20 protein-coding genes are annotated in these 26,162 nt (G+C 42.7%); 12 read left to right on the plus strand and 8 right to left on the minus strand.

The window, feature by feature from the left end; genetic code table 11:
• Nucleotides 1-256: hypothetical protein (locus CS921_RS12455; RefSeq protein ID WP_162921764.1), on the plus strand; the 256-nt coding region annotated here is incomplete at its 5' end.
• A 208-nt stretch (nucleotides 257-464) separates the two neighbouring features.
• Here CS921_RS12455 and CS921_RS12460 read toward each other — a convergent pair.
• The 4 genes from CS921_RS12460 to rpe form a co-directional block, all read right to left on the minus strand.
• Entirely contained in the window at nucleotides 465-1,925 is a 1,461-nt protein-coding gene (locus CS921_RS12460; RefSeq protein WP_099224381.1) for a glycoside hydrolase family 1 protein, read from the minus strand.
• A 39-nt stretch (nucleotides 1,926-1,964) separates the two neighbouring features.
• Nucleotides 1,965-3,794 carry a beta-glucoside-specific PTS transporter subunit IIABC gene (locus CS921_RS12465; protein ID WP_099224383.1) on the minus strand — a complete coding sequence of 610 codons (1,830 nt, stop codon included), beginning with the start codon at nucleotides 3,792-3,794 and terminating at the stop codon, nucleotides 1,965-1,967.
• Nucleotides 3,795-3,906: 112 nt separating this feature from the next.
• Nucleotides 3,907-4,356, minus strand: coding sequence for a ribose 5-phosphate isomerase B (gene rpiB, locus CS921_RS12470; protein ID WP_099224385.1), 450 nt, complete (start codon nucleotides 4,354-4,356; stop codon nucleotides 3,907-3,909).
• The gene (gene rpe / locus CS921_RS12475; protein WP_099224387.1) at nucleotides 4,353-5,036 is read right to left on the minus strand and encodes a ribulose-phosphate 3-epimerase; all 684 of its coding nucleotides are present in this window, start codon (nucleotides 5,034-5,036) and stop codon (nucleotides 4,353-4,355) included. Before rpe ends, rpiB begins: the two co-directional genes overlap by 4 nt.
• A gap of 211 nt (nucleotides 5,037-5,247) precedes the next feature.
• Here rpe and CS921_RS12480 point away from each other — a divergent pair, with 211 nt between their 5' ends.
• Complete coding sequence (locus CS921_RS12480) at nucleotides 5,248-6,249, plus strand: LacI family DNA-binding transcriptional regulator (RefSeq protein ID WP_099224389.1); 1,002 nt, start codon at nucleotides 5,248-5,250, stop codon at nucleotides 6,247-6,249.
• A 658-nt stretch (nucleotides 6,250-6,907) separates the two neighbouring features.
• Here CS921_RS12480 and CS921_RS12485 read toward each other — a convergent pair.
• Together CS921_RS12485 and CS921_RS12490 are read right to left on the minus strand one after the other, a co-directional pair.
• Nucleotides 6,908-8,650: a class I mannose-6-phosphate isomerase gene (locus tag CS921_RS12485; protein ID WP_099224391.1), complete on the minus strand. Its 1,743-nt coding sequence runs from the start codon at nucleotides 8,648-8,650 to the stop codon at nucleotides 6,908-6,910.
• Between the two features lie 168 nt (nucleotides 8,651-8,818).
• Nucleotides 8,819-9,559, minus strand: a complete 741-nt coding sequence (locus tag CS921_RS12490) for a MurR/RpiR family transcriptional regulator (protein WP_162921766.1) — start codon at nucleotides 9,557-9,559, stop codon at nucleotides 8,819-8,821.
• 188 nt (nucleotides 9,560-9,747) lie between these two features.
• On the opposite strand from CS921_RS12490, the gene CS921_RS12495 reads away from it, so the two are divergent.
• From CS921_RS12495 to CS921_RS12525, 7 genes are all read left to right on the plus strand, one after another.
• On the plus strand, nucleotides 9,748-11,718 hold the full coding sequence (locus tag CS921_RS12495; protein ID WP_099224395.1) for a fructose-specific PTS transporter subunit EIIC: 1,971 nt from the start codon (nucleotides 9,748-9,750) through the stop codon (nucleotides 11,716-11,718).
• A gap of 25 nt (nucleotides 11,719-11,743) precedes the next feature.
• On the plus strand, nucleotides 11,744-14,368 hold the full coding sequence (locus CS921_RS12500) for a glycoside hydrolase family 38 N-terminal domain-containing protein (protein ID WP_099224397.1): 2,625 nt from the start codon (nucleotides 11,744-11,746) through the stop codon (nucleotides 14,366-14,368).
• A gap of 409 nt (nucleotides 14,369-14,777) precedes the next feature.
• Nucleotides 14,778-16,025, plus strand: a complete 1,248-nt coding sequence (locus tag CS921_RS12505) for an ABC transporter substrate-binding protein (RefSeq protein ID WP_099224399.1) — start codon at nucleotides 14,778-14,780, stop codon at nucleotides 16,023-16,025.
• Between the two features lie 42 nt (nucleotides 16,026-16,067).
• Complete coding sequence (locus CS921_RS12510; RefSeq protein ID WP_099224401.1) at nucleotides 16,068-16,931, plus strand: carbohydrate ABC transporter permease; 864 nt, start codon at nucleotides 16,068-16,070, stop codon at nucleotides 16,929-16,931.
• On the plus strand, nucleotides 16,931-17,770 hold the full coding sequence (locus CS921_RS12515) for a carbohydrate ABC transporter permease (protein ID WP_099224403.1): 840 nt from the start codon (nucleotides 16,931-16,933) through the stop codon (nucleotides 17,768-17,770). The genes CS921_RS12510 and CS921_RS12515 overlap by 1 nt, the downstream gene beginning before the upstream one ends.
• 15 nt (nucleotides 17,771-17,785) lie before the next feature.
• Nucleotides 17,786-20,212 carry a glycoside hydrolase family 38 N-terminal domain-containing protein gene (locus CS921_RS12520; RefSeq protein WP_099224405.1) on the plus strand — a complete coding sequence of 809 codons (2,427 nt, stop codon included), beginning with the start codon at nucleotides 17,786-17,788 and terminating at the stop codon, nucleotides 20,210-20,212.
• Complete coding sequence (locus CS921_RS12525) at nucleotides 20,209-21,045, plus strand: ROK family protein (protein WP_099224407.1); 837 nt, start codon at nucleotides 20,209-20,211, stop codon at nucleotides 21,043-21,045. The genes CS921_RS12520 and CS921_RS12525 overlap by 4 nt, the downstream gene beginning before the upstream one ends.
• A gap of 111 nt (nucleotides 21,046-21,156) precedes the next feature.
• Here the strand turns inward: CS921_RS12525 and CS921_RS12530 are convergent, their stop codons facing one another.
• Nucleotides 21,157-21,888, minus strand: coding sequence for a GntR family transcriptional regulator (locus CS921_RS12530; protein ID WP_099224409.1), 732 nt, complete (start codon nucleotides 21,886-21,888; stop codon nucleotides 21,157-21,159).
• A gap of 490 nt (nucleotides 21,889-22,378) precedes the next feature.
• Here CS921_RS12530 and CS921_RS12535 point away from each other — a divergent pair, with 490 nt between their 5' ends.
• The 3 genes from CS921_RS12535 (at nucleotide 22,379) to CS921_RS12545 (ending at nucleotide 25,303) form a co-directional block, all read left to right on the plus strand.
• Nucleotides 22,379-23,284, plus strand: a complete 906-nt coding sequence (locus CS921_RS12535; RefSeq protein ID WP_099224411.1) for an AraC family transcriptional regulator — start codon at nucleotides 22,379-22,381, stop codon at nucleotides 23,282-23,284.
• 49 nt (nucleotides 23,285-23,333) lie between these two features.
• Nucleotides 23,334-23,858, plus strand: coding sequence for a hypothetical protein (locus CS921_RS12540; RefSeq protein ID WP_099224413.1), 525 nt, complete (start codon nucleotides 23,334-23,336; stop codon nucleotides 23,856-23,858).
• Between the two features lie 338 nt (nucleotides 23,859-24,196).
• On the plus strand, nucleotides 24,197-25,303 hold the full coding sequence (locus tag CS921_RS12545) for an alpha/beta hydrolase (RefSeq protein WP_099224415.1): 1,107 nt from the start codon (nucleotides 24,197-24,199) through the stop codon (nucleotides 25,301-25,303).
• A gap of 261 nt (nucleotides 25,304-25,564) precedes the next feature.
• On the opposite strand, the gene CS921_RS12550 is transcribed toward CS921_RS12545, so the two are convergent.
• Complete coding sequence (locus tag CS921_RS12550; RefSeq protein WP_099224417.1) at nucleotides 25,565-26,011, minus strand: hypothetical protein; 447 nt, start codon at nucleotides 26,009-26,011, stop codon at nucleotides 25,565-25,567.
• Nucleotides 26,012-26,162: the final 151 nt, after the last annotated feature.

A 26,162-nucleotide genomic window follows, 5' to 3' on the forward strand; every position in this document is an offset into this window, starting at 1 on the left:
GAAATTAAATCTTGATTTTTTAATAATTACTATTGAAAGACAACACAATCCACAAAAAAAGGATTTATTAATAAGATTTTTATTTTTATTACTAGATAATGCTAAAATTGCTGTGAGTTCTTTTGGAGGTAGAAAATTAGTAGACTTAATGGAGCAACTTGATTCAAGGTCACAAAAAAAGCTTGCTAATCATCCAAACCTATCAATTATTTTATCACCATTGGAAATTGAAGATTTAAAAAGAAAGATTGTTTAGGGGGGATTATAAAGGTAGACTTTATTATTTAATTTTTTTATATGCTCCAAGCTAGCTTTTTTTCTTTTTTGCATATTCTAAAGCTCTTGGCGATAGGTTTATATTTCACCTTAAAAAACTTTAATTTTGGTGTTGAATTTTAGACAGAGAAAATAAGACATCAGGCAAATTGTCGGATGTCTTATTTTCGCCTATTCTTCACAAAAAATCAATCCAACCGTTCCCCATTTGTCTCAATAACCTGCTTGTACCAATAAAATGAGTCTTTTTTATATCGATTGAATGTTCCGTTCCCCAGATCATCCATATCTACATAGATAAAACCATAGCGTTTTGACATTTGTCCTGTGCTTAGAGCAACGAGGTCAATGCAGCCCCATGTTGTATAGCCGAAGAGGTCTACACCTTCTTCAACCGATTCTTTCATGGCTTCAATATGAGCGCGAAGATATTCTATGCGGTAGGAATCATGGACTTGCTTATCTTCTGTGAGTTCGTCATATGCCCCCAGACCATTTTCAATAATAAAAAGTGGCAAGTTGTAACGCGCATAAAATTCATGAAGTATATATTTAAGTCCAGTGGGATCCATTGCCCATCCCCAATCGCTGTGCTTAAGGTAAGGATTTTTGACACCCCAGCTGATATTTCCTGCTGTTGTTTCCACGTTTTCCTGTGCTGTTACGCAACTACTTGTGTAATAAGAAAATGAAAGAAAGTCTGCTTTTCCTTCCAAAAGAACTTGGCGATCTTCTTCTGTGATATCCAAGGACAGTTGAAGGCTCTGCCATAAATTCTCCGAGTAGTAGGGATAGGCTCCCTTGGCCATTGTATCGGCACAATAATACATTTGATTTTTCGTTCTTGATTGGCTCAGCAGTACATCTTCTGGTGCACAACTATATGGATAATTCACTGTGCTGCAGATCATACAGCCAACTTTGTTTTGCGGATTAATCGTGTGTGCCAGTTTTACCACTTTAGCAGCTGCCACCATCTGATAGTGAAGCTGTGTATATTTTTCCTGAGCCTGAGAGTAATCATTATCCATACTCATTAATAAAGTCAGTACATTGATTTCATTAAAAGTCACCCAATAGGTCACTTCATTTTTATATTCCTCCAAGCAAACTTTTGCAAAAGCGACGAACTCATCAATTAAGGCACGATTATTCCAACCGCCGTATTTTTCGTCAAAATACGTAGGCATATCATATTTATAAAGCGTCACAAGCGGTTCAATGCCATGTTTTTTACATTCAGCAAAAACGCGGTGATAAAAGTCGATGCCTTCTTGATTGATGCCCTTTTCAACGCCATGCGGATAAATTCGTGCCCAGGAAATGGTTAGATTGAAAGTTTTGAACCCCATTTCACCGAATAAAGCGATGTCTTCTGCATAACGATGATAAAAATCACTGGCCTGATGGTTGGTATAATGATGTTCATCTTCCACTGTATAATGGGCGCCTTCTGGCAAAACATCGAAGGTAGAACCGAATTTTAAATGGCCATCTTTATCTCGATAAGTTGTTTGTCTAAAATGAAAATTATCTGAAACGAGGGCATAATCAGCTGAAACAGGTGATTTTCCTCCTTCATTCCAACCACCTTCTAATTGAGTGGCGCTTGTACCCCCGCCCCATAAAAAACCTTTTGGAAATGCCATAAATTATTCTCCTCTCATTCACTTTATTTTATAAAATCATTAAACGGTAACTAAAAGTAAGTTATCTTGTGTATTTACAGTTTGTTGATTTGTTTTTTCAATAGCAGTTAATTCTGAACTATTTGTAATCACAATAGGTGTTACGATTGAAAATCCTTTTTCTTGAATGAATTTCATATCAAAGTCGAGCAAAAGCTGCCCTTTCTTAATTCTATCGCCTTGCTGTATATGGGCGGTAAATCCTTCTCCGTTCAGCTGCACAGTGTTCATGCCAACATGAATGAGCATTTCTACGCCGTTATCTGCGGTTAAGCCGATTGCATGTTTTGTAGGGAAAAGTGTGCTGACTACACCGTCAAATGGTGCAAATACCTGCCCTTTAGTTGGCAAAACAGCCATTCCTTGACCCAGAAGACCTTCTGAAAAAGCTTGATCTTCAACTTGGGTTAGAGGAATAACGTCTCCTTCGACAGGCGGGCTGATTTCAAATACAGTATCTTCAACCGGTTCTTTATATAGTATGAAAGTTAAGATAAATGTGACAACAAAACCAATAGCCACACCGATAAGCATCCAAATAAAGCCTGAAATAGGGGTACCGATAAAGGCTGGTAAGGATAGCAATCCTGTATTTCCAAGCGTTACATAAACGGTGGCGTTTCCAAGCCCAGCGATAGCTGCCCCAATAAAGCTGCCCGCCATGGAAGCATACATAGGTGTTTTATATTTGATATTTACCCCGTACATGGCTGGTTCAATAATCCCGCTTAAAAGAGCTGTGATGGAGCAAGTAATGGCGGTAGATTTGACTTGAGAATTTTTGCTTTTTAAACCAACAGCTAAGCTAGCGACACCTTGATTGACACAAGCTATCACGGCTGCCGGAGAGAAAAATGATTCTGTGCCAGTGGTTGTAATAGTGTTAACCACATAAGGCAGAAATGCAGTGTGCATGCCTGTCATAACAACTAATGGATAGATAGCAGCAAAAATGGCAACCCCTACAAATCCAATGGTATCATATACCCAAATCATTATTTCGGATAGATAATTGCCAAGGATTGAGCCAATTGGTCCTAAGATAATAAGTGCTAATGGAACCATGATTAAGATGGTCAATAAGGGCTCTAACATAACGCGTAAGGAACTAGGGGAATGCTTGGCAATAAACTTCTCAATGGGAGCCATTAGGAGAACAGTTAAGATAATTGGAAAGACTGAATTACCATAAGTAACTCCTAGAACAGGTATTCCAAAAATATTTAAAGCGGTTCCACTTGTAACAGTTTCAATAAAGGCTGGTGCTAAAAAGACACCCCCCATCATCATTCCAAGGGCTGGATTTGCTCCAAATTTCTTGGCGGCTGCATGGCCAATGAAAATTGGTAGGAAGTAAAAACCTGCATCACCAACAAACGTGAGAATAATATTTATAGATGATTCTGCACTTGTAAGACCGGTCATCAAGAGAATCGATGCGATCAATTTAATAAATCCAGCGGCTATCAAAATAGGCAGGATAGGAATGATACATCCGGATATAGCATCAAAAATCATTGTAATGGAAAATTTTCGCTTTGATTTAGCCTGTGAAGTAGAGGTTTCATCGCCTAAACCACTTTTTTTCTGAATCAAGGCATAGGCATCACTGACATCTTGGCCGATGATGATCTGCAACTGCTTGCCAGACCATTGTATGCCCATGACGCCATTAATTTTTTCAATTTCTTTAGCATTAACTTTGTTGATATCCCTAACATTGAAACGTAAACGAGTCATACAGTGTAAAAATGATTCTACATTATCATTTCCCCCAACTAAATCCACCACTCGATTTGAGAGGTCTTCAAATTTACCAGCTTTACTCATCAATTGTCACCTCTTTAACTATTTTGTTGATTCTCAGAAATTAATTAGTAAGTATTTTTATGAAATATAATCAATTTGACGGAGAGCAGTTTATAAAGAGAGTATTTCTAACTTATTGATTGTTTTCCTGCTCAATTCCTGCGATCATTTCAATGCGTTTGGCGTGACGTCCACCTTCAAATTCAGCATCCAGCCACTCTTTCACAATCATTTTAGCCAGCTCGGAGCCAATGACCCTTGAGCCGAATGCCAAAATATTGGTATTGTTGTGCTCGCGGGAAAGTTTTGCCGAGTAGGGTTCGCTACAGACAACGGCGCGGATGCCAGCCACTTTGTTGGCGGAAATGGAAATGCCAACACCGGTCCCACAAATAAGTACACCCAAATCGTGTGTTTTATTAGCGACACTTTTGGCCACTTTTTCACCATAAATCGGATAATCCGTTCGTTCTGTACTGAATGGACCGAAATCCTCCACGGTATGTCCTAATTCTTCTAAATAAGCGATAATGACAGGCTTTAATTCTATGCCAACGTGATCGCTGCCGATTGCAATGTTCATGATTTAACCTCCAACTGATCGATTTCATTTGATCCGTGTAATTCTTTGACGATTTCCTGATAGGATATTTGCTTGCCGAAAAGAGCGGAAGTACCGAGAACAAACCCTTGAACGCCTTTTACGGATAAGCTTTCAACTTTTTCGGCGGAAATGGCGCCATCTACCATAATGGTAAAAGCAAGTTCTTCTTTTAATGCAGCTAATTGTTCGATTTTTTTATCGACAAAAGGTAGATATTTTTGACCTGCAAAGCCGGGATTAACAGTCATAACCATCACAAAATCGGTTAGGTGTAGCAGTTCGCGGATGCTTGCGAGGGATGTACCAGGGTTTATCGCGATGCCAGCCTGTTTTCCTTTAGCTTTGATCATGGCAAGTGTTCGAGTTGGATGGAGATCCGCCTCTGGATGAAAATAAATAATGTCAGCGCCCATATCAGCAAATTTTTCAACATAGCGGCCAGGCTGATCGATCATTAAATGAACATCAACACGCTGTTTAGTCGTTTTGCGGACGAGCTCAAAATCTTGCAGTCCCATTCCGAAGTTTGGGACAAATGTACCGTCCATGATATCCATGTGGAAAATATCAACTCCTGCTGCATCAAGTTGTTTGGTCTCTTCTTCAAGATTCGCAAAGTTTGCGCACATCATGGAAGGACAGATGATTCGGTTTGTCATCAGTTTCAACTCCTTTTGCGGTATCGATTACTCAATGGTTAAAAAAATAACCCGTTTATAAATGAGTAAACGTTTTCCTTGAGTTCAATATAGCACTTCCAAAAAAGCTTGTCAATAACCTAATTTATAAAAGATGGAAACTTGTCATCACAGAAAATATATGAGAAAATACGAGTAAATAGTGAGAACGATTACTCGCAGAGGTGATGAAATGAAAAAAACTTCAATTAAGGATATAGCGCGGTTGAGCGGGGTTTCTGTCGCGACGGTTTCTCGTGTTATCAATAATAATGGACGTTTTTCAGAAGAGACGCGTCAAAAAGTTCTACAGGTGATCGAGGAAACGGGTTATCAAATGAACTTCAGTGCGAAAAGCTTACGAATGAATAAATCATTTTCCGTAGGTATATTGGTACCGGATATCAGCAATCATTTTTTCGCCGATGTCGTTCAGAAAATTGAAGAGATCCTGTTTGAAAAAGGCTATTCGACGATTATCTGCAATACGGCGCGCAATTTCGAAAAGGAGCAGGCCTATTTGAAGATGCTTGAGAGCAAGACGGTTGACGGTCTGATTGTGATTTCCGGTGCGGATGAATTTGGACTTCATTTGAATGATACGGAAAAAGCCACGCCTTACATTTGTATTGACCGTGAGCCTAAAGAGCGCGATAAAACGATTTTTATTTCTTCCAATCATTATCAGGGGGCTTTTGAGGCGACAGAAGAGTTGCTTCAAAATGGTGTAAAAACGCCCGTTATTGTTATGCACAAGCGAATTTCATCGTCTTCCAAAGAACGGCTGAAGGGTTTTCGGGATGCCCTAAAGAAGAATTCCATTTTTGAAGAAAATATTTTGAAACTGGATTTGCAGGCTGAGGATTCTGGTGTGAGAATTGAACAGTATTTCAAGCAGCACACAGAAGTTGATGGGGTATTTGCAATTAACGATTCAATTGCGATGGAGCTTTTACTAGCCTTGCCGCGAATTGGAAAGCAGGTACCAGAGGACGTCAAGATTGTAGGATTTGATGACACCCCTCAGGCGCGCATTTCCCATCCAACACTGAGCTCTGTTCGACAAAATTCAGATTTGCTTGCTGAACTGGCAGTGGAGAATCTACTAGAAATCATGAACAATCCGGCATTTCCGAAAGGGCTTGAGAAAATCGTGCCTGTCGAGCTTGTGATTCGTGCGTCTAGTCGGATGTGAAAAAATATTGATTTAAAGTTATAGTAAGTATGAAAATAGATGATCGGATAAAAACACAGATCAAGCTCCAAGTCCATCCAAAGACTTTTTGGGGTTTTTTCGTTGGTTAGATTGCTGCCGTTTGCTAATCATAGCAGCAAGGCAAGGATATTAATTTTTCGTGCTCGTACAGAAGCTTAGATAACAGCATCTCTGTGCGGATAGGTTAAAATTTAGATGGATATTCAAAAGTAGATAATGCCTTCCATTGTTTACAAAATAATCATTGATGGGTATAATATAAAAGAAAAGAGAGTCATGCGTGAACATGCCCCCTCACAACAACACCGCTTCAAAGACGGTAACCATATATGAGAATGAATAATCATCTTTCCTCACTCGGTCAAAGTGTAAAGATGATTATTTTTTTTGCTTGTGATCAGAGTCAAGTATCAGCACAACCAATGTCGCAAAAGCGATCATTAAGGTCAGCTATTTTTTGTAAGAGGAGAAGCGCAGGTGGAACATGAATGAGGTTTTGATTTAATGAACTAGGCGAGGTTGACAATTTTCCGAAATAATACAGACCAGAAAACGCGTTAGCTTGTTTTTTGATCTGTATTTTTACGCAAATGAGTAGTTTGTGCGCTAGCTTTCAAGTGAGATTAAGGTTGCTTCATTACCGCACAAACGCCTGAATAACCGCAATCTCTGTGCCGTCGGGTTTTGTATGCCGAATTCGATATTTTCCAACTGCAGCCGGAACGATGAAAGTTTCGCCATAGTGGACGATGAACGGGGGGAAAGTGCCGTCAAGGCTTTCGACCGCGGCTTCATTGCCTTCCACTAAATTCAGCATATTGACACTGCCATGTGTGGAAAGCGTTGCCGAATCTTTCAGCCAGTGTCGCTCTGTCTCAATAAATTCCAATTCATGGAGACCCGTTCTTTCCGAGCGGACGCCACTTTGTTCAGCAAGATTTTCAAATGGCTGGTCGGCACGGACAATCAAATTTTGTTCGACATAGGCTGTATCTCGCGTGATGTCAATATTGGCAACTCCGTGGTTGATGTGGACGGGACGTGGAATGCCATCAAGCCCTGTGCGGCCCCAGTCCCATAACTTGAATGTGAAAATATAAGGCGTGGCGCTGATTTCAAGGACGACTGTATCCGGCCCGCCGCAATGGATCGTCCCGGCAGGAATGGAGATGTGGTCGTGTTTTCTTACAGGAAATTCGTTGATGTATTTCTCATCGGGAAAACGATAGCCGCCAGCTTCGGCACGCTTCAAATCGGCGGATAGCTCGTCCAGTGTGGCATCTTCCTTTACACCCAGATAAATCGTCGAGCGGTCGGTTGCTTGGAGAATATAATAGCTTTCATCCTGTGTGTAAGGCATGCCAAATTGTTCCTGAATATACTCGGTTCGTGGATGAACTTGGAGGCTCAAATTACCGCCGCCCATGGTGTCGAGATAATCAAATCGAATCGGAAATTCCGTGCCAAAACGTGCGTGGACGCTTGGCCCAAGCAGGTCATCAGGCTCGCTGAAAACAAGGTTGATGGCGGGAATTTCCACTTTTGTGCCGTCAAAATTGAACAACAGGCTGTTTTCTTCCGGCACTCCGTCGAATGCCCAGCCGAAATTGTCGGCAGTTGGATCGAGCGCAAAATTTTTTTTCATCCACTGGCCGCCCCAAACGCTGGCATCGAAATAGGGGACAAGACGGAATGGCTGTGTCACGGCCTGCTTTAGTGCGCCTCGGTAGGCATCACCATCGACCATTTTTGGCGCCATTTTTTGATTAGTGTCAAGCAGGAAATCAAGCCGGTCGAAGCAGGCTTTCTTTTGCCGATCGGCCATGCGCCATTCAAAAAAGTATCCGCGTTTGAATTTTCGCAAAGCATCTTCCAGAGCATTGTCCGTTTTCCAATTGGTCAGCTTTTCATAACGGAAGCGGCACTGGATTTCCCACCTGGTGAGATCGGCGTAAATGAGAATATCCGGTTCGGCTAGCAGGGTCGCCCCAAAGCCGAATAGAATGACGAGACCCTGCGTGATTTCCAAAATGTGCATTTCCGCCTCCTGCCGTTTCTTGGAGCTTAAGAATTGGTCGATCGTATAGTGTGACATGATGCCAAAAACGCGATCGTCTGTCATATAATCTTTGATGCGCTCCTGTACTCGGGCAGTTGTATCAGTATAATCATCGGCATCCAGAACGAGGGCGGGATCAAGCTTTGAGAACAGTTCAGCTTTCAATTCCTCCTTGTTCACGCCGGGATAGCATTCAACAGTCAGGATGGTGACCGCTTTTTTGAATTGGCTACTTTTTTGTTTGATAGCTGAGGCGATTTGCCCGTAGCCATCCAGGGCGGAAGCGGACACCGGAATTTCCGGTTTTAAATTATAGGTCATCTGTTTCCAATTCCTTTCATCGTGATTTTCATATCGCCCTTATTTTAGTATGACGTTGGGGAATTGTCACTGCTTTCTATTGTCTTTTTTTTCTAATACAATGCGAACTTTAAAGCGAAAAGACACATGCCTTTTTGAACGGAGCACGTGTCTTTTCGTGTGGAAAAATTATTTTTTAGCAATGTGATGATAGGTATTTAAAACGAGATCGATCACAAACAAAAGCGGTGTGTGATGGTAAGGAACCTGACTGCTTGCCACTTCTTCATTCGATGCGTAGATGGTCATTCCCGCAAATTGTGACATTGGGGCGGACGGAGAGCTTGTGATCAGGACTGTTTCGATAAAATTAAATTTTAGACTTTCGGTTAGGCTCAACAGGTCTTTCGTGCGGCCATTCTGGGAAATAATAATGACCAGATCATCTTTGGTGACGATCTTGGACAGGATGCCGACCAGAAAGGAATCGTAAGTCATGAAGCAGCTTTTATTTTCCTGCGTCAGCATTTTGATGAAATATTCGCCGATAATTTTGGTCATTCCAAGGCAGACCACATAGACGCGCGGCGTGTAAAAAATTTTCTTGGCCAGCCGGAGAATTTTCCCCTGATCGATCTCTTGGATACTTTCCGTGATGTAGCGGCTGAATTGCTGTGAAAGCTCTGTCGGGTCGTCTTTGGGTGTCTGTTTTGTCGCAAGTTGGTACTTTAATTCGGAAAAACCAGTGAAGCCCAGCTTGTGACAGGTTCGGATGACGGTTGTCGAGCTGACATTGTTCTCAAAAGCGATTTCCGAAACAGTCAGCCGCCGAAGCGATTCCAAGTGGTCGTTTAGAAAGAAAAAGATTTTTTTCTCGGACGAACTCAGTGTTTCAAATTGATTGGCATAGTTTTGCATTAAAGAAGTCAATTTTGCGCCTCCATTCTCGACAATGTATGAAAGTACGATAATCGTATTTTTCACACAATTCATCCATGGTATAACAGTATTGTAAGCGCTATACAATTTGTGCTGCATGAAAAACGTCAATTTCATTATAGCAAAATGCATTAAAAGTACAACGGTAAAAATTCATGACGAACAGGAGATGAAAGGCTTTGGAACTTTCAACGATGACAAGGGAAAATTTGATCTTCCTTGATGAAGAATGGGACAGTAAGGAACTGGTTCTGAAACATCTTGCTAAAGCGCTGGCGGATGATGGGATTATTGCTGATCAGGCGGCCTATTTAGATGCCGTATATGAGCGTGAAAAAATTTCAGCAACTGGTCTTGAAAATGGGCTGGCAATCCCACACGGCAAAAGTGCCACCGTCAAAGAAGCGGGTTTTGCCATTGCTAAATTAAAGAAACCGGTGGCGAATTGGGAAAGCATTGATCCTGAAAATCAGGTTGATCTGGTCATCCTGCTGGCAATTCCAGAAAGTGAGGCAGGATCCACGCACTTGCAACTGCTCGCTGAACTCAGCACGCGGCTGATGAATGAGACATTTTTCGCCCAATTAAAACAGGCAGAAACGAAACAAGAAGTGATGGCAGCCCTTACTTATAAGCCTGAAAAAACACAGCAGGAGAAAAGTAGTACTGGTAAAAAAATTGTGGGGATTACAGCCTGTGCTGCCGGAATTGCCCATACATATATGGCGGCAGAAGCCCTTGAACAGGCAGCGGCCAAGCAGGGTATCTCCATGCGCGTGGAAAAACAAGGGGCAAATGGTATTGAAGACCGCCTGACACAACAGGAAATTGAAGAAGCGGATGGGGTCATTTTTGCCACAGATATTGCGGCGAAAAACAAGGAGCGCTTTGTCGGAAAGCCCTACATTGAGCGTCGTGTAGCCGATCCGTTGAAGCATGCGGACGATATGGTGCAAAGAGTGCTGACACAGCCGGATGGTATCGTTCAGGGCGACAAAGATGCAGTGGTAGAGGACAGCGGTGGTGGTAATAAGACATCCGTTTTCAGGCAGATTTATCAAGGAGTCTTGACCGGGATTAGCTATATGATTCCGGTAATCGTCTCTGCTGGTTTAATGATTGGGGTCGGGCAAATTGGAGCCGCGGCGCTTGGTTTAGCGGACGTGATTAGTGATCCGAAATTTGCAAGCGACCCGAATCAGCTGATCGTTATTTTCCATTATCTCGTTCTATACGGCAATATGATCATGAAATTTATGTATCCGGTATTTTCAGCCTTTGTTGCCTATTCAATTGCCGACCGTCCAGGGCTTGCACCGGGTTTCATTGGCGGTGCTTTTGCCGCAGGATTCCACTTTATTCTGTGGAACGAACCAGACGGCGTGCCATCCGGCTTCATGGGGGCTCTTATTCTAGGTCTGGTGGCCGGTTTTGTAGCGAAATTCTTAAATGATAAAATCAAGCTTCATAAAAATCTGCAAGCGATGAAACCGATGTTCCTGATACCGGGAATCACCGTGCTCGTCATCTTCTTCCTGAACTTCTATATAGTCGATCCGGTATTCGGCGGCTTGAATAAGCTGCTTCAGGATTGGGTCATGGCTAATCAGGATTCCAGCGCCATCATTCTATCCACCATCATTGCCTGTCTGACAGCCTTTGACTTGGGTGGTCCGGTCAACAAAGCGGCAGGAACCGTGGCGATCGGTTTGGCAGCCGACCACATTTTCCCACTCACGCCGCGCGTGCTCTCCATCGTTATTCCGCCAATCGGGATTGGTCTTGCCACAATGATCGACAAATTTGTTGTACGCCGCCGCGTATTCGATGCAGAACAGCGGACAATCGGAACAACCTCGCTAATATTAGGTTTTCTGGCGATCGGTGAGGGCGCGATACCATTTATGCTGAAAAATCCGATCATCACAATTACGATCAATATGATGGGGGCCGTACTGGGCTCACTAATTGCCGTCACGCTTGGAGCCGTTCAGTGGTATCCGCTTCCGGCGTTCTGGGGCTGGCCGCTAGTTGAAAATCTGCCAGCATACTTGCTCGGTATGCTCTGTGGTATTTTATTCATTGCATTTGCGAATATTTTTGTCCGCTATGCACTTATTAAGCGAAAAGAACGGAAGAATCAAGCATAATCATGCAGGAAGAGGTAGTTTTTGAATGAAAAAAGTATTTGTGGTGGCGCACTCTCATTGGGATCATGAATGGTATTTCACGATGGAGGACGCAGATATTCTTCTGGTTCGCAACATGGATTATTTGATCGAAACGCTGGAAAGTGATCCTGATTTTACAAGTTACCATTTTGATGCCCAGTATGCGATTGTTGAAAAATATTTACGCATCCGACCTGAAAATCGTGACCGTTTGGAAAAATTAATTCGTGAAAAAAGGCTGTTCGTTGGTCCATGGTATACGCAGGCTGATGCCATGCTTGGCAAAACAGAAGCGCTAATTCGCAATTTGCTGTACGGAGTGAAGTTGAGCAAGCAGGCGGGGCATTCGATGGAGATTGGCTACCTGCCGGACATTTTTGGGCAGCACGCCTATCTGCCGTCTATTTTTCAGGAATTCGGCATCGGGGACAGCATTTTTCAGCGCGGTGTCTATAATGAGCAGGTTGAAAAGGAGCTGAACTTTATCTGGGAGGCACCAGACAAGCGGCAGATTCGGGCGAATAATCTCTTCTTTGGCTACGGGCCGGGTAAATTTTTACGGGCGGAACCGGAATATTTGGAGACGCGGCTCCGGCCGATTCTGGAAAAACTGGCGGAGCTGAACCGTTCGACGGATTGCCTGTTGCTGCCGTCTGGAGGTGATCAGGTTCTGGTGCGCCGCCATTTTCCGAAAACGATTGAGCGGCTGAACGAGATGTCGACCGACTTTACATTTGAGCTTTCCGACTATGAGACCTTTATGAAGGAAGCATGGGCGGATCAGCCGTTCCAAAAAGTAATCCAAGGTGAGCTGCTGGCCTGTCAGAAGTCACGCATCCATCACACATGCCGTTCGGAAAGATATGACATGAAGCAACTGAACGCCCGTGTAGAGCAAAAGGTGATTTCCATTTTAGAGCCGCTTGTCGAAATGGCGAAGCAGGCGGGGCTGGACGATCCACAAAACGAGCTGGATATCATCTGGAAAAAGATTTTTGACAGCCAAGCGCACAACGGGATTGGGGCTTCCAATTCGGATGATGCCAATCATGACATTGTGGTCCGCCTGACAAGTGCTGAACGAATGGCCGATGATCTGATCAATCTGTATCAGAAACAGCTGACCGCCTCGCTTGATTTGGAAAACCCGCTGACCGTGTTCAATTTTGATGCCCATTCATTTACGGGTCATGTAGAAGCGACCATTTTCACCGCAGAAGAGTGTTTCCAGATTCACGATGCGAACGATGTACCTTGCCCATTCACCGTCCTAAAAACAGAGCGCTTGCCGGGCGGTCGTGCGGTGGAAGTCACATCTAAAGGTGAAAAAGAAGTCACGATTCCCGACTATTACCGGACGGAGATTCTGCTGCACGTGGAAAATGTTCCGGCTACCAGTTGGAAAGCCTACCAAATCGCGAGCGGCAACCAAAACTCGGAACTGCTGACTGAAACAGACGAGCAAATCATTCAAAATGAGCATTTTCGTATTCAGCTGATGGCGGGTATTTGGCAGGTAGATCATCTGAAAACGGGTATCCAAACAACAGGTCTGCTGTATTTTGACGATACCGCAGATGCTGGCGACTCGTTCGACTATTCACCACTTGAAGGGGACCAACCACATTATTTAGAACAAGCAGAATGGATTAAAACGGAGCGAAGCAGCATGAGTGAACGGCTATATGTGAAGCATAGTGCCGAACTGCCGACTGATTTATCCAACAGACGGACAAACAAAGACCGCCAGCCATTTGCCATTTATACGGTATTAGAACTCCGCCGCGGTGAACCGTTCATCCGAGTGCATCATGAAATTGACAATCACATCAAAGACCATCGTCTCCGTGCACTCATCCCATCTGGCTTTCGCAATGTTTCGACTTGCTACGGAGATCAGGGATTCTCGCTATTGGAAAGAAGCACAACGAATCCGCACCTGGCAACATGGAAGCAAGCCGGCTTTGTCGAGGCGCCACAGCCAATTTATCCATTTGAACGAATCATTCATCTTTCGGAAGCGGACCGTGGATTCAGCATTTTGGCTAACGGCTTGAAGGAATATCAGGTGCTGCCAGAATCGGGAGAAATCGCCCTGACGCTGTTCAGAAGTAACGGCTTGCTTGGTCGGGATGATCTGGCATGGCGACCTGGCAGAGCTTCCGGCATCAATAATAAAGTGGTTGAGACGCCGGCCGGCCAAATGCTTCAAACAATGACTTTTGACTATGCCATCGTTCCGGAAGAAAATAATCCGGCAACCCTGTTTGGTCTGGCAGATCACTTTGAAGGCCGCCAGAAAACCTATCAACTGCAAAGTCTGAACTCATTTCATCGCCGATTAGATCGCTTTGAAATCCCGCTTCCACAGATTTCCCCAAGTAGGGAGCCGCTATGTGAAATATCCAATCCGGCAGTAAGAATGAGTGCACTCAAATCCGCATTTGATGGAAACGGCATGATCGCGCGTTTCTATAATCCGAGCGATCAGCCAGCTACTTTTGATTTGAAAGTGCGATCGGGGTTTGTGGCGGAACGGGTGACACTTGAAGAGCTGCCGTTCGGGGAAGTGCCAGCAGAAATCCCGGCTAAAGGCTATTTGACGGTAAAAGTGACACGCAAAATATAGACGAAAAATAAAGGTATTCTCTCAAGCAGTGCAGCCAAGAGATACCTTTATTTTTTATGCAAAGCCATCCATTTCTTATGCGTCAGTGTATCAAATTTTTCACGTAGCAAACATACATCTGCACATTGTATCTTTTTTTTATACAATACAAGAATAAATGGGGCAAAAAGTGAGGAGTGGCCAATGTTCGACAGCTTTTTTTAGGAAGAAAGCGCTTAGAATGGTCGCTTGTAAATCTAGATTATGCCCGTATAATATAAAAATGTAACAGGCGATTGTTCGGCAACCAATGTGATGGCGAAGAAAGAAGAACGAGGGACTGTTGGAGGTGATTATTTAGAAAGCGCTTTAATAAGTGGCTGTATTCCTCATACGTTTATAACAAAATAACAAAAGGAGTGTTGATGACATGAAGAAATTTCGAATCGTAATGATTGCGGCAATGTCTGTCATATTGGTTTTTGGATTAGCAGCGTGTTCAGGGGGCAAGGCGAGTGATAGTGACAGTAAGACCGTTGAGATGCAGACGGATAAGGACGAGGCAAAATATACGAAAGATATGCGGCAGACGATTAAAGATGACACAGGATTAACATTAAAATATGTGACAACTACGGATGTTTCTGCCTATCAAACCAATATTCAGCAATCACTTTCAACGAGTTCGGCGCCTGCTCTGTTTAGTTGGTGGAGCGGGACGCAAATGGAAGAACTTGTAAAAAATGATCTGGTGGTCGATCTGACGGACGAATGGGAAAAATATTATATTCCGAGTGGTGTAAATCCAGATATTGCAGATTCAATGACAATTGACGGAAAAATTTATGGCGCGCCGATGAATGTCATTTATAACGGCATTATTTACAACAAAGAAATTTTTGATAAATATGGACTGGAAGAGCCGAAAACATTTGATGATTTCTTGAATATCTGTGACACATTGGTCAAAAAAGGCGTGACGCCAATCGGTGTAGGCAGTACATGGCAGTCGTTCTGTTGGCCGCAAGCATTGATGGGCAGCATGGATCCAGAGCTTTATGATGAATTGACAGAAGGCAAGGTCAAGTTTACAGATGATCGGGTGAAAACAATATTTTATGAACTGATTGATATGATTCAAAAGGGTTACTTCTCTGATCAGGAAGAGGACCAAGGAAAAGATTTGGCCAATGGAAAAGTGGCCATGGAATTCAATGCGACAAATGTACTGGAAGGATTTTCGGATTTTGATATGAAACCGGGTGAAGACATTGGTATGTTTGTTCTTCCAACCGCAACAACCGATCAAAAACCAACAATTTTCTATGAAGTGGCCCCAATCCTAGTGGGTAAAAATAGTACGCAAGTTGCTGATGCCAAGAAAATTCTTCGCAGCTATTACAGTGAGGACGCTCAGCAGGAATATGCCGATGCAAGCGGTATGAGCGCAACGACGACAACGACTTTTAAAAATCCACTTTCGCAGTACATGAATGAGTGTGCCAACGATCCTGATGACTACAATTTAAAGCTACGCTACTATGAACAATTTGATCCGGAAGTCGTCAACTTCTCCATTGATGAATATTGGAAAATTTTTGCTAATCCGACAAAAAAACAAGTGGATGAAAGTTTAGCAGCTATTCAGAAAGAGCTGGAAAAAGTCGAGGCTGAGTAAGATTGCTGGAAATATTTCAAGTGAAGTGGAGGTACGATCAACATGTGGAAAAAAAGAAAATGGCAGTCTTATCTCTATATCATGCCAGCTGTTCTGATCGTTTTGGTTTTCTTTATAACGTCAACAATTTTTACGATCATCACTAGTTTTACCGACTGGGATGGGATCAGTCAGATGAATTTTATCGGTCTGGATAATTATGTTCAAATGTTTCAGGATCCTTATTTTATCCAATCCATGCTCAATACGCTTATTTGGGTGCTCGCAGCCTTGATTCTTCCAGTCATGCTGCCGCTTATTCTGGCAATTATGCTCCAAAAAAGTCGATTTGGTACGATTTTTAAAAATATCTTCTATCTGCCAAATACGATTGCACCGACTATCGGAGCGCTGATTATCATGAGTCTGCTGTCGACTTATGGTATACCTAAACTGCTGGGGATGATGGGCTTTGAATCACTTGATACCTACTGGCTCAACATTCCCTATGTCAACACATTTGTGATGATCATTGCGGGCGTGTGGCAGGGGATTGGCACCAATTTAATCCTGTTTATTGTAGGACTCAACAACATTCCGCCCGACCCCATTGAAGCAGCCAAAATTGATGGAGCTTCCGGCTTTAGTCTGTATAAAAATGTGGTTTTCCCGCTGCTGAAACCAACACTCGTCATCGTGCTCCTAATGTCGATCATCAACAGCTTTAAAGTGTTTGATTCGATTTGGATGATGACAAAAGGCGGGCCGTACCGGACTTCTGAAACGCTGGCCGTCACGATGTATAAGGAGACCTTCGTGAATGGCAATTATGGCTACGGATCAGCAGTGGCAGTCGTGCTTTCGCTGATTGTACTCGTGATTTCTTGGTTCTATCTGAAACGAACATTTAAAGGAGAGATGGAGTAATGGGAAATTTGCGAAAAAGTAACTCAAAGCTGTTAAACTTGATATTGAGCCTGATTGCTTTTTTATGGATGGTGCCATTTCTTTATGTGTTAATCAACTTTCCAAAAGGTCAAGTCGAGTACAATCAAGGGGATTTCTGGAGCCTGCCAAAGGGCTTTTCAATCGGAGAGTCGCTGGATTATATCAATGGAAAAATCAATTTGTTTGCCGGTATGGAAAACAGTCTGCTATATGGCATTGTGGCAGGGGTCATCGCGATTCTGATTTCGGCGCTGGCGGCTTATGGACTCACAAAATTAAAGCTTAAGGGCAGCTTCTACTGGTTTTTGCTGATCTATGCAGGGACGATTTTTCCGTTTCAAATGTATCTAGTGCCCGTTTATCGCGGCTACCTGACGACCGGGCTGTATGACACGCAACTGGGGATGATTCTGTTCTATGTGGCGATCAGCGTGCCGTTTTGTACATTTGTATTGCGAAACTTTTTCCAGGGAGTGAACGATGACATGACAGAGGCGGCTAAAATTGATGGGGCCACTGATTTCAATATTTTCTACCGGATTTTCCTACCAATGTCAAAGGCGCCCATTTCAGCGCTGTTTCTATTTCAATTTTCATTTATCTGGAACGACCTACTGTTTGGACTCACCTTCAGCCAGTCGGAAAGCGTTCGACCAGTCATGCCCGTTCTGTCGATTCTTTCGGGAACAACTGTTGGCGGTTCAACCAGCACGCCGGCAGTTCTTCTGGCCTGTTTGATCGCTTCCATTCCGACGATGATCATCTATTTCCTATTGAACCGAAATTTTGAAGAAGGCTTTGTTATGACGAGCAAATAATTGGAGGGAACTTTTATGGAATTACTTCTTATTCACCATTCGCATACCGATATTGGCTACACACAAAGGCAGGAAAAAATCGAGCGGTATCACGTTGACTTCATCAAGCAGGCGATTCAAATTTGCGAGAAAATCGAATCCGGCGAACGCCCCGACTGGCAAGGCTTCTGCTGGAACTGCGAGAACACCTGGCAAGTCGAGCGCTTTTTTGAAGACAGTACAGCGGAAGAACAGGCGGCATTCCGGCATTTTGTTGAACTGGGCTATATTGACATTTCTGGCAGCTATTTGAACATGACCGAGCTGATCAGTCCGCAAATTTTGTCCAATAAAATCAAACGCGGGTTGGACGTGGCTGCAACGCTTGGCAAGCGGCCGCACGTATCCATGACGGCAGATGTCAATGGCTATTCGTGGGGCTACGCAGATGTGCTTTCGGAAAATGGCATTGATGCACTTTACTCCTGCATCCATACGCATCACGGCATGTTTCCGCTTGGCCGGAAGCAGCAGCCGTTTTACTGGGAGGCACCAAGCGGGGCAAAAATTTTGACATGGCTGGGCGATCAGTATCATTTTGGCAATGAACTGGGCTTTTGTCCGAACGGTGGCGGAACCTACAGCTTTGGCGGCGACGGAATGGAGCCTTACGTCTATAAGGATGAATGGCAGGTTCTGGAAACGCGGATTTTTGGGCTGCTCGACAAGCTGCGCGAGGAAGATTATGCGTTTGATTTTTACCCAATGATGATTTCCGGCGTGATGACAGATAATGCACCGCCAAATGGAGCGATTATGGAAGCTGTAACAAAATGGAATGCAGCACACGGCGATCAGGTGACCGCTCGAATGATCACACTCGATGATTTCTTCGCCAAACTCAAGCAGGTAGATTGGGAAATTCCAACCTATAAAGGCGACTGGAACGACTGGTGGGCAGATGGTGTTGGCTCGACGATGGGCCCAGTGAAGAGCTTCCGAGCCGGTCAGCGGGATTATGAACTGGCGCGCAAACTAGGCGGTGGAGGTGCAGATAGTAAGCTGCTGGCAGAAGCAGAGGATCAGTTGCTCCTTTATGCTGAGCATACGTGGGGCTATTCGTCATCTGTATCTGAACCCTGGGACACACTGGTCAATGAACTGGACTTGCGGAAGAGCTGCTACGCGACAAACGGGGCGACTGCGGCCTCAAAAGCGCTGTATGCCGTGCTTGCGGAGAAAGGAGCACTGTCAATTGCCGCCGATCAACCGAATATTTTTAAAATCATCAATCCACATGCAGAAACCAGATTGGATCGCGCCAAGCTGTTTTTTGACTACTGGGAGTTCATTGATGGGGAACAAGTAGATGTTGCACACTTTGATGAGCGATATGAAATAGTCGATGAAGCCGAAAAAACTTATCCGCTTCAAGCCGTTCCATGCGCACGTGGCATTGAATTTGAAGTGATGATTGAACTGGCACCACAGGAAGAACGCGTACTCAAATTACGGAAAAAAGAAGAAATTCCACGTTATGTACCGAGTCTCAATATGACAAAAGGCGCGGAAGGCATTGCCGATTTCAAAAAGCAAGCTGGACTTTTTGCGAACATATACCAGATTTCAACGGACTATTTCGATATTCAGCTGGATGAAAAACTAGGCGTTGCAGAAATTCGCGATAAGGCAGATGGCCACTCCATTTTGCGTGCCGATCGTAAATATGCCCCATTTACAGGCATTTATGAGCAAACTCCAATCGCAACTTCGGCCGTGGAAGAACGTCGATTGATGGGGAGAAATCGGAAAGCGCCAAGCACGAGACGACATACAGCAGAACTAATCGGTATGAAAAAAATCGCCGACGGGGCAGTTTTCGCGACGGTTGTTCTAAATTATCAGCTGGCGGCCACAAAACGCTTCGATATTCATTTGAAAGCCTACTATCACATGCCGAAAATTGTCATATCTGTAAAATATCATAAGGAATCCTGCTGGGAACCAGAAAATCTTTATCTTGCTCTCCCATTCACCACAAATGAAACCGAACAATTGTGGCTTGAAAAATCAGGCTGTCAGATTCGCCCTAAAATCGATCAGCTGCCACTTTCAAATGAAGAATTCTACCTTATTCAGGAAGGCCTCGGCTACATCGGCGAAAATAAAACCGTACAAGTGGCGGTAAAAGACGTGCCGCTAATCACGACTGGCAGCCTCGAAGCGCATGAAATCTGCTTTGAAAATGACGGCACCGAAAAACCAGTCGACGTGGGAACAGTCTTTTCATGGCTACAAAATAACTTTTGGGAAACGAATTTCAAAGTAGACCTATCCGGCTTTTATGAATTCGACTATACGCTGGAGCTTTGCCATGAAGTGCTGACACCCGAGCAAGTTGCTGAAAATTGTCACGCGGAAAATCAAGGCTTTGTAGGCATCCGTGTCGAGGCGCCCAAATGAAAAAGTACCTGATGCTGGACGTCGGAGGCACCAATATCAAAACGGCCGTTCTCAGTCCTGCCGGCACCGTTGAAGCAAGAAAAGACTACCCGGCCCATGCCAGCCAAACACGCCCAGTCCTAGTCGACCATTTTGACCGAATCATCCACGAAGCAAAAGATGAGCATCCTGAAATCGCAGGCCTAGGCGTGGCCTTTCCAGGACCCTGCGACTATGAAGCCGGCGTTCCACACCTCGCCAAGCTGGGCAAATATGATGCACTATCCGGCTATCCGCTCAAAGCGCACTTGGAAAAAGCCCACCAGCTGCCAGTCAGAATGGGCAATGATGCGACACTGTTCGGACTTGGGGAGGCTATTTTCGGCGAAGCCAAGAACTACCAGAAAGTCATGGCGATCACACTTGGAACAGGCTGTGGCTCGGCTTTTATTGAAAATCAGCATCCTGTCACCGAACCGCCCCTACCAGAAAATGGCTGGATTTACAGCCAACCGTTTCGAGACGGGATCATTGACCAGTACCTCTCGGCAGGCGGTCTGATGAACCTGAACAAAGACAACCAGGCGACAACCGGCATTGGCTTGGCCGTACTGGCTGGAAGTGGGGACAGGGCTGCGCAACGAGTTTTTCAGGAATTTGGCGAAATGATTGCCGAGGCCCTGACACCATTTGTCGAAACTTTTGAACCGGATGCCCTAATTTTCGGCGGACAGGTGGCAGGTAGCTTCTCCTTTTTCAAGCAAGCACTAGTCGAGCATTTTCCAGAAACCGCCCTCCTGAAAGCAAAAGATACATCAATTTCAACCATGCAGGCATTACTGCATTATTTTTAAATATGTAAGATATATTACTTGAATGAACAAAAGCAAGAGAGCCAAAAATCCCGACAACCCCGATTTCAACCGGGTGCCGCCTGATTTTTGACTCTCTTTTACTCTCAGCAATCACGAAAAATCAACATAATAACGATATTTTGCTCCAATATAATAACATTCACTATACTCGTAAAAATCGCTTTCTTTCTGTGTTGTCATCCGGACCCGCTTCAACAGGGGTTCTTTCAACTTGACAGAAAGCGCCTGTTTTAGCTCAGGCGTTGGTAAAACTGCCTCGATATACTCCCGTTCCTGATTGATGATAATGCCAAACCGCTCCAAATATTGATAAAAAGAGCCATAATAATCTTTGCTGTCCAGCGAGTATTCTTTCTTATAAGGAATATAACTGACAAAATAAGCAAAAATATCATCATCAGCGCCTCGAACCCGCTTCACTTGCAAGGCCTCGCTTCCAAGCGGAATATGCAAATGGCTTGCCAGCTGTCGATCCGCCTCCACTATCTCAATTTCAGCATTTAAAGTAACCGCACTCTTTCCTAGTTCCTGCATTTCTCTCGTGAAACTTTTCACTAATGTAAAATGCTCATCTTCCTGATCGGTCACATCCCGCACGAAAGTTCCTTTGGCCCGTTCCCGGTATAATAAATTTTCTCTTACCAGTTCATCAATGGCTTTTCGGACGGTGATTCGACTGACATTATACAATTCGCACAAATTTAGTTCAGGAGGGATTTTTGTCCCTGTTTGCCACTCGTCTGAATAAATTTTGTAACGAATATCATCAGCAATTTGAGCATAAAGTGGTGACGCTTCATTTGTTTTATTTAGTCTGCGCATACCGCTAACTCCTCTTCCATAGATTATCGTTAACCTAAATTATAACAAAAATGTAAGCGGTATACAAATGGCGCCGATGCCGAATAATCCACGCTTTCTTGCATATTTAAGAAATCTTTCAAAGTGAGCTGACACCCAAAAAAACTTACCACAACAAAGAGGAGAGGGAGCGCAAGGCAGTATATGGAAAGTGAAAAAGTCAATAAATATAAAAACTTAGGCGGGTTAAAATATAATGGACTGGAATCGTTCTCAAAGTGGTGTTAGAATGTTATAAAATTATTTCAATACTCCGAAGTAAAATATGGAAACTTTCATATTTTTAAATCCCCCACTAATCCCTTTTCTTAAATATCAATATTTGACCATATCTTAGATAATTATGTACCACATATGAAAACGGTTAACTATTATCATGAAGTAAAGATATTTGTAAGGGAAAGGGGAGGTTAGAAGTAAAGATAAAAAGAAAGTGTAGAGTGAGGTAAAGATGGAAAAAACAACATTCGAGTTTATTCAAATGGATCGCGATTTGCCAATGAAAATACTGTATTTCTCTGAAAAAAACCCTTTGCTTTTATCTCGGATTGAGGAAATGAACGCAAATAATTCTCTCGTACATTTTGTTCCCATACATTGGCATAAGGAAATTGAAATCACTTTTGTCCGAAAAGGAAACATCGTACTTAGAAAAAATAATGTGACAAAAGAATATCAAGATGGCACCTTTTTTATTGTTAATTCAGGTGAAATTCATGAGTTGAACGGAAACTTCACAAAAGGCTTTGAAGTCATTTGTTTGATTATTTCTTATGATTTTATCAAACAGTTTCTACCTAATGTGGATAATTATTATTTTAATCTAGAGGAGCCCGTATCGACGTATGATCCATTAGCTGAATTATTTACCTCGATCTTAACAACGTTTCAAAAGAATGACGCTTTTTCAAGTTTGAAAATTCAATCAGATTTGCTGAGGATATTTCATTTACTATGCTGCTATCATTTAGAGGAAAAAAGTCGCGAAAAAATGAATGCGCATTCATCTGATCAATTGGATAAAGAAATTTTAGATTATATCCATTGCCATTACGCAGAGAAATTAAGTTTGGATGATTTAGCAGACCACTTTAATTTTTCCAAGGAATACTTTGCACGAATCTTTAAAGAAAAATTTGGCTATACCTTTTTAAATTATTTAACAGATTACCGGCTATATCGCGCATTTCCTGAAATTATTAAAGGGAATAAAACGATTGAATGGATTAGTCAACAGCATGGCTTTCCGAGCTCGAAGGCATTGATACGCCATTTTAAAAAAGTATATTCAGACACCCCTATTCAATATCGAAAGAAAAATGATGTTCAGATTATGGATCACAATGTGAAGAGATAAGCAGCCAGCCTTTTTTTAACAACTTCAAGAAAGTGAAAAGGTGAAAAACATGACAATCAACCGATTTAGATTTAAAAAAATGATGACGGATTTTGTGATTATTAATATTGTTTTAAACGGCGCTTTTTATATCATTAATTTTAGAAATTACACCGGAACTGTGACATTCGATGCGGTTTCAACCGATTTATTTATGGGGTTAGTACTCTTAGGCATTTTTTGTCCTGCAGCAGGCTTTGTAAACATTCCCAAAGCGATTAATAAAAATGCTTTAGATGTGTCCACTAGGAAAAAAAGCTTCTTCAACCATTGGTTCCCGCATAACAACATCTTAAGAAGCTTGATACTGACCGTATTTACAGTTGTTTTTTCCTTGGTTTTCTTTATTGTGTTACCCAATGTATTAGGCCTTGATATTATCAATCACGCCATAGGATTTAGTATAAAAGTGATTACCGCAATTGTTATGTCAGCCATCGTCGGATATGTGGTAATCGAGCTGACACTGGATGATTATCAGGAAACGATGTCATTGAAAGAGAGGCATTGTGAATTGGAAAAAAGAACCATTTAACTGGGGTGACAAGGGGACTAAAGGGCATCAATCAGGTAGAAAAGCTCTTAAACAAAATGAGTTTAAAAGGGAAAACGAGCCTATTATTTTGTATAATTAGGATGTCTAATGAAAAAGCAGTCTTGAATGATCTAACAAAAGACATTTGAGCCTGTTAGAAAATACCATGAGTTTTTAGTAGTGAATGAAGTTGATGCCACGTACATGAAAGACAAAAAAGTGAGCATGAATGAGACAAATCCTTGAAAAACTTTTTAGATTGGCGCCCTCTTGAAACAGGAGAGCAAGAATTAAACAGCAGAAATGTCATGGCTGAATAATAGAAAAGAGCGTGAATGATGAGTAGAAAATATGAGCAACAGTTAGTGACGGCAATTAAAGAAAAAGCCTATCATACCACAAGACGAGGCGTTGATATTATCGTCAAACCGATTCCAGATTTTGATGAAAAAGGCGCAATGGATCCGCGGTTATTAAAATCTAGCAAAAAAATGAGTTTGATGATGAAGTTTATGCCAAAAAGCTTAATGAAAATGGATAGCAGCCCTAAATCCATCCAACGACTAAGAAAAATTTTCAATCATGTGGATAGTACGGAAATCATTTCTTCAGGATTTAAGCGGGACAATAGAACCGTAAAAGCAGATGATGGCTATGAGATACCGATTAGCATTTTCAAGTCTGATACACCCCTGGAAAATGCCCCCATTCTCTATTTTATTCACGGCGGCGGTTTCTTTGCAGGAAGTACAGATGTTGTAGCAGAAGCCCTAAAATTATTTGTCACTACAACAAATATGATTGCAGTCGGTGTGGATTATCGCCTAGCACCTGAGAATCCTTATCCAGCAGGTCATAATGACTGCTATACAGTTTTGAAATGGCTAGGGGACAACGCAGAAGCGATTGGTGGAGATGCACGTAACATCTTCGTTGGAGGAGATAGTGCGGGCGGCAATTTAACACTTTATTGTAGCAATCGTTCCCTTGAAGATGGATTGAATTTAGTGAGAGGGCAATTGCTGTTTTATCCAACGGTCAATATGGGTGGTGTGAAAGATGCTGATACCGCCTTTAGTATTACGGACATTGACATTTATCCAAAGCACGAAAAATATATCAAACCGGGGATTGAAATGTTTAGCCAAGCAACAAATTCGTTATCAGATCTTTTAGGAACGACAGAAGTGATGACGAAGTATCTGACCCCCTACATGGATGTGTCCAAAGATTCTCCTGTCACGTTTATTTCTTCCGGTGAGCATGACTTTTTAACGATTGAGAGCTTAGCCTATGCGAAAAAATTAAATCAATTAGGCGTGGAGACCACCTTCACTTATTATTGCGGCTTGGGTCATGCCTATTTAGATCACATTGGGAACTACCCCCAAGCAGAGGATTGCGTCGCAGACATCGGTGAATTTATTAAGAAAAATCGAGTTTGAGAAATGAAATACCTTCAAGCTGATAGAGGGAAATAAAAATTTTATACGGCGGCTTTGGCTCGATAAACGATTGGGGCAGAGCTGTCGTGTTTTTCATGTGATCCGGTTAATCCGCCATGTTAATAACGAGTGAGGCGCGATCTTGCGTACGTATTGAGCGAAAAGCCAGACTCCCCCGACATCATAAAAAATCCCCAACATAGTGAACTAGATTTTTGGCTTTTCTAGTGTCAGCTAGATTGGGAACAGCATGGTTTTTGATTAGATAACGGGCAAGATTTCTTTACGCATTTGTTTATAAACGAGTGATTCCAAATCGCTCAAGTAAAGTGCCTGCCCCTGTTTGAAGCTGAATGCCATTTTGGAAAGCAGCCCGTAAAAATCGTTTTTCAGTCTGATTTTTTCCGTAAGGGTGATCCGCGTCGTTTGTTCATTTAAATAATGATATTCTTCTAATAAATAACCGGAAAAATAGCGATGTTCAATACGATAAATTCTGTATTTTCTCACCCTTTGAGTCAAAAGTTGATAACGAAGCAGCTGACCATGTGGATAAAATTCTGTGATTTCTCTCGTGGAAGGGTTTGTTTGTACGCGGATGACATTGGAACGCCAGCTGATATTCGATTTATTCTCAAGCAGTGTCCATAAGTCTGAAAGCGCGATCGGCAAATTTGCGGAAAGCTCATTTTTTTCATATAACCACATTTACTTTTCCCCCCTCGTTACTTTGCTATATCATTCCTGCTTTTTAGATAGCTCAAACCTGAATTTTGAAAAAAAGTAAGCGGATTTTTAGAGAAGTCTTGCAAAATTAACGAAGCTATTTGGTAGTAAGCATGTTATAATAGGAAGGAAT

The organism is Listeria costaricensis (genome assembly GCF_900183385.1).
GTDB lineage: Bacteria > Bacillota > Bacilli > Lactobacillales > Listeriaceae > Listeria > Listeria costaricensis.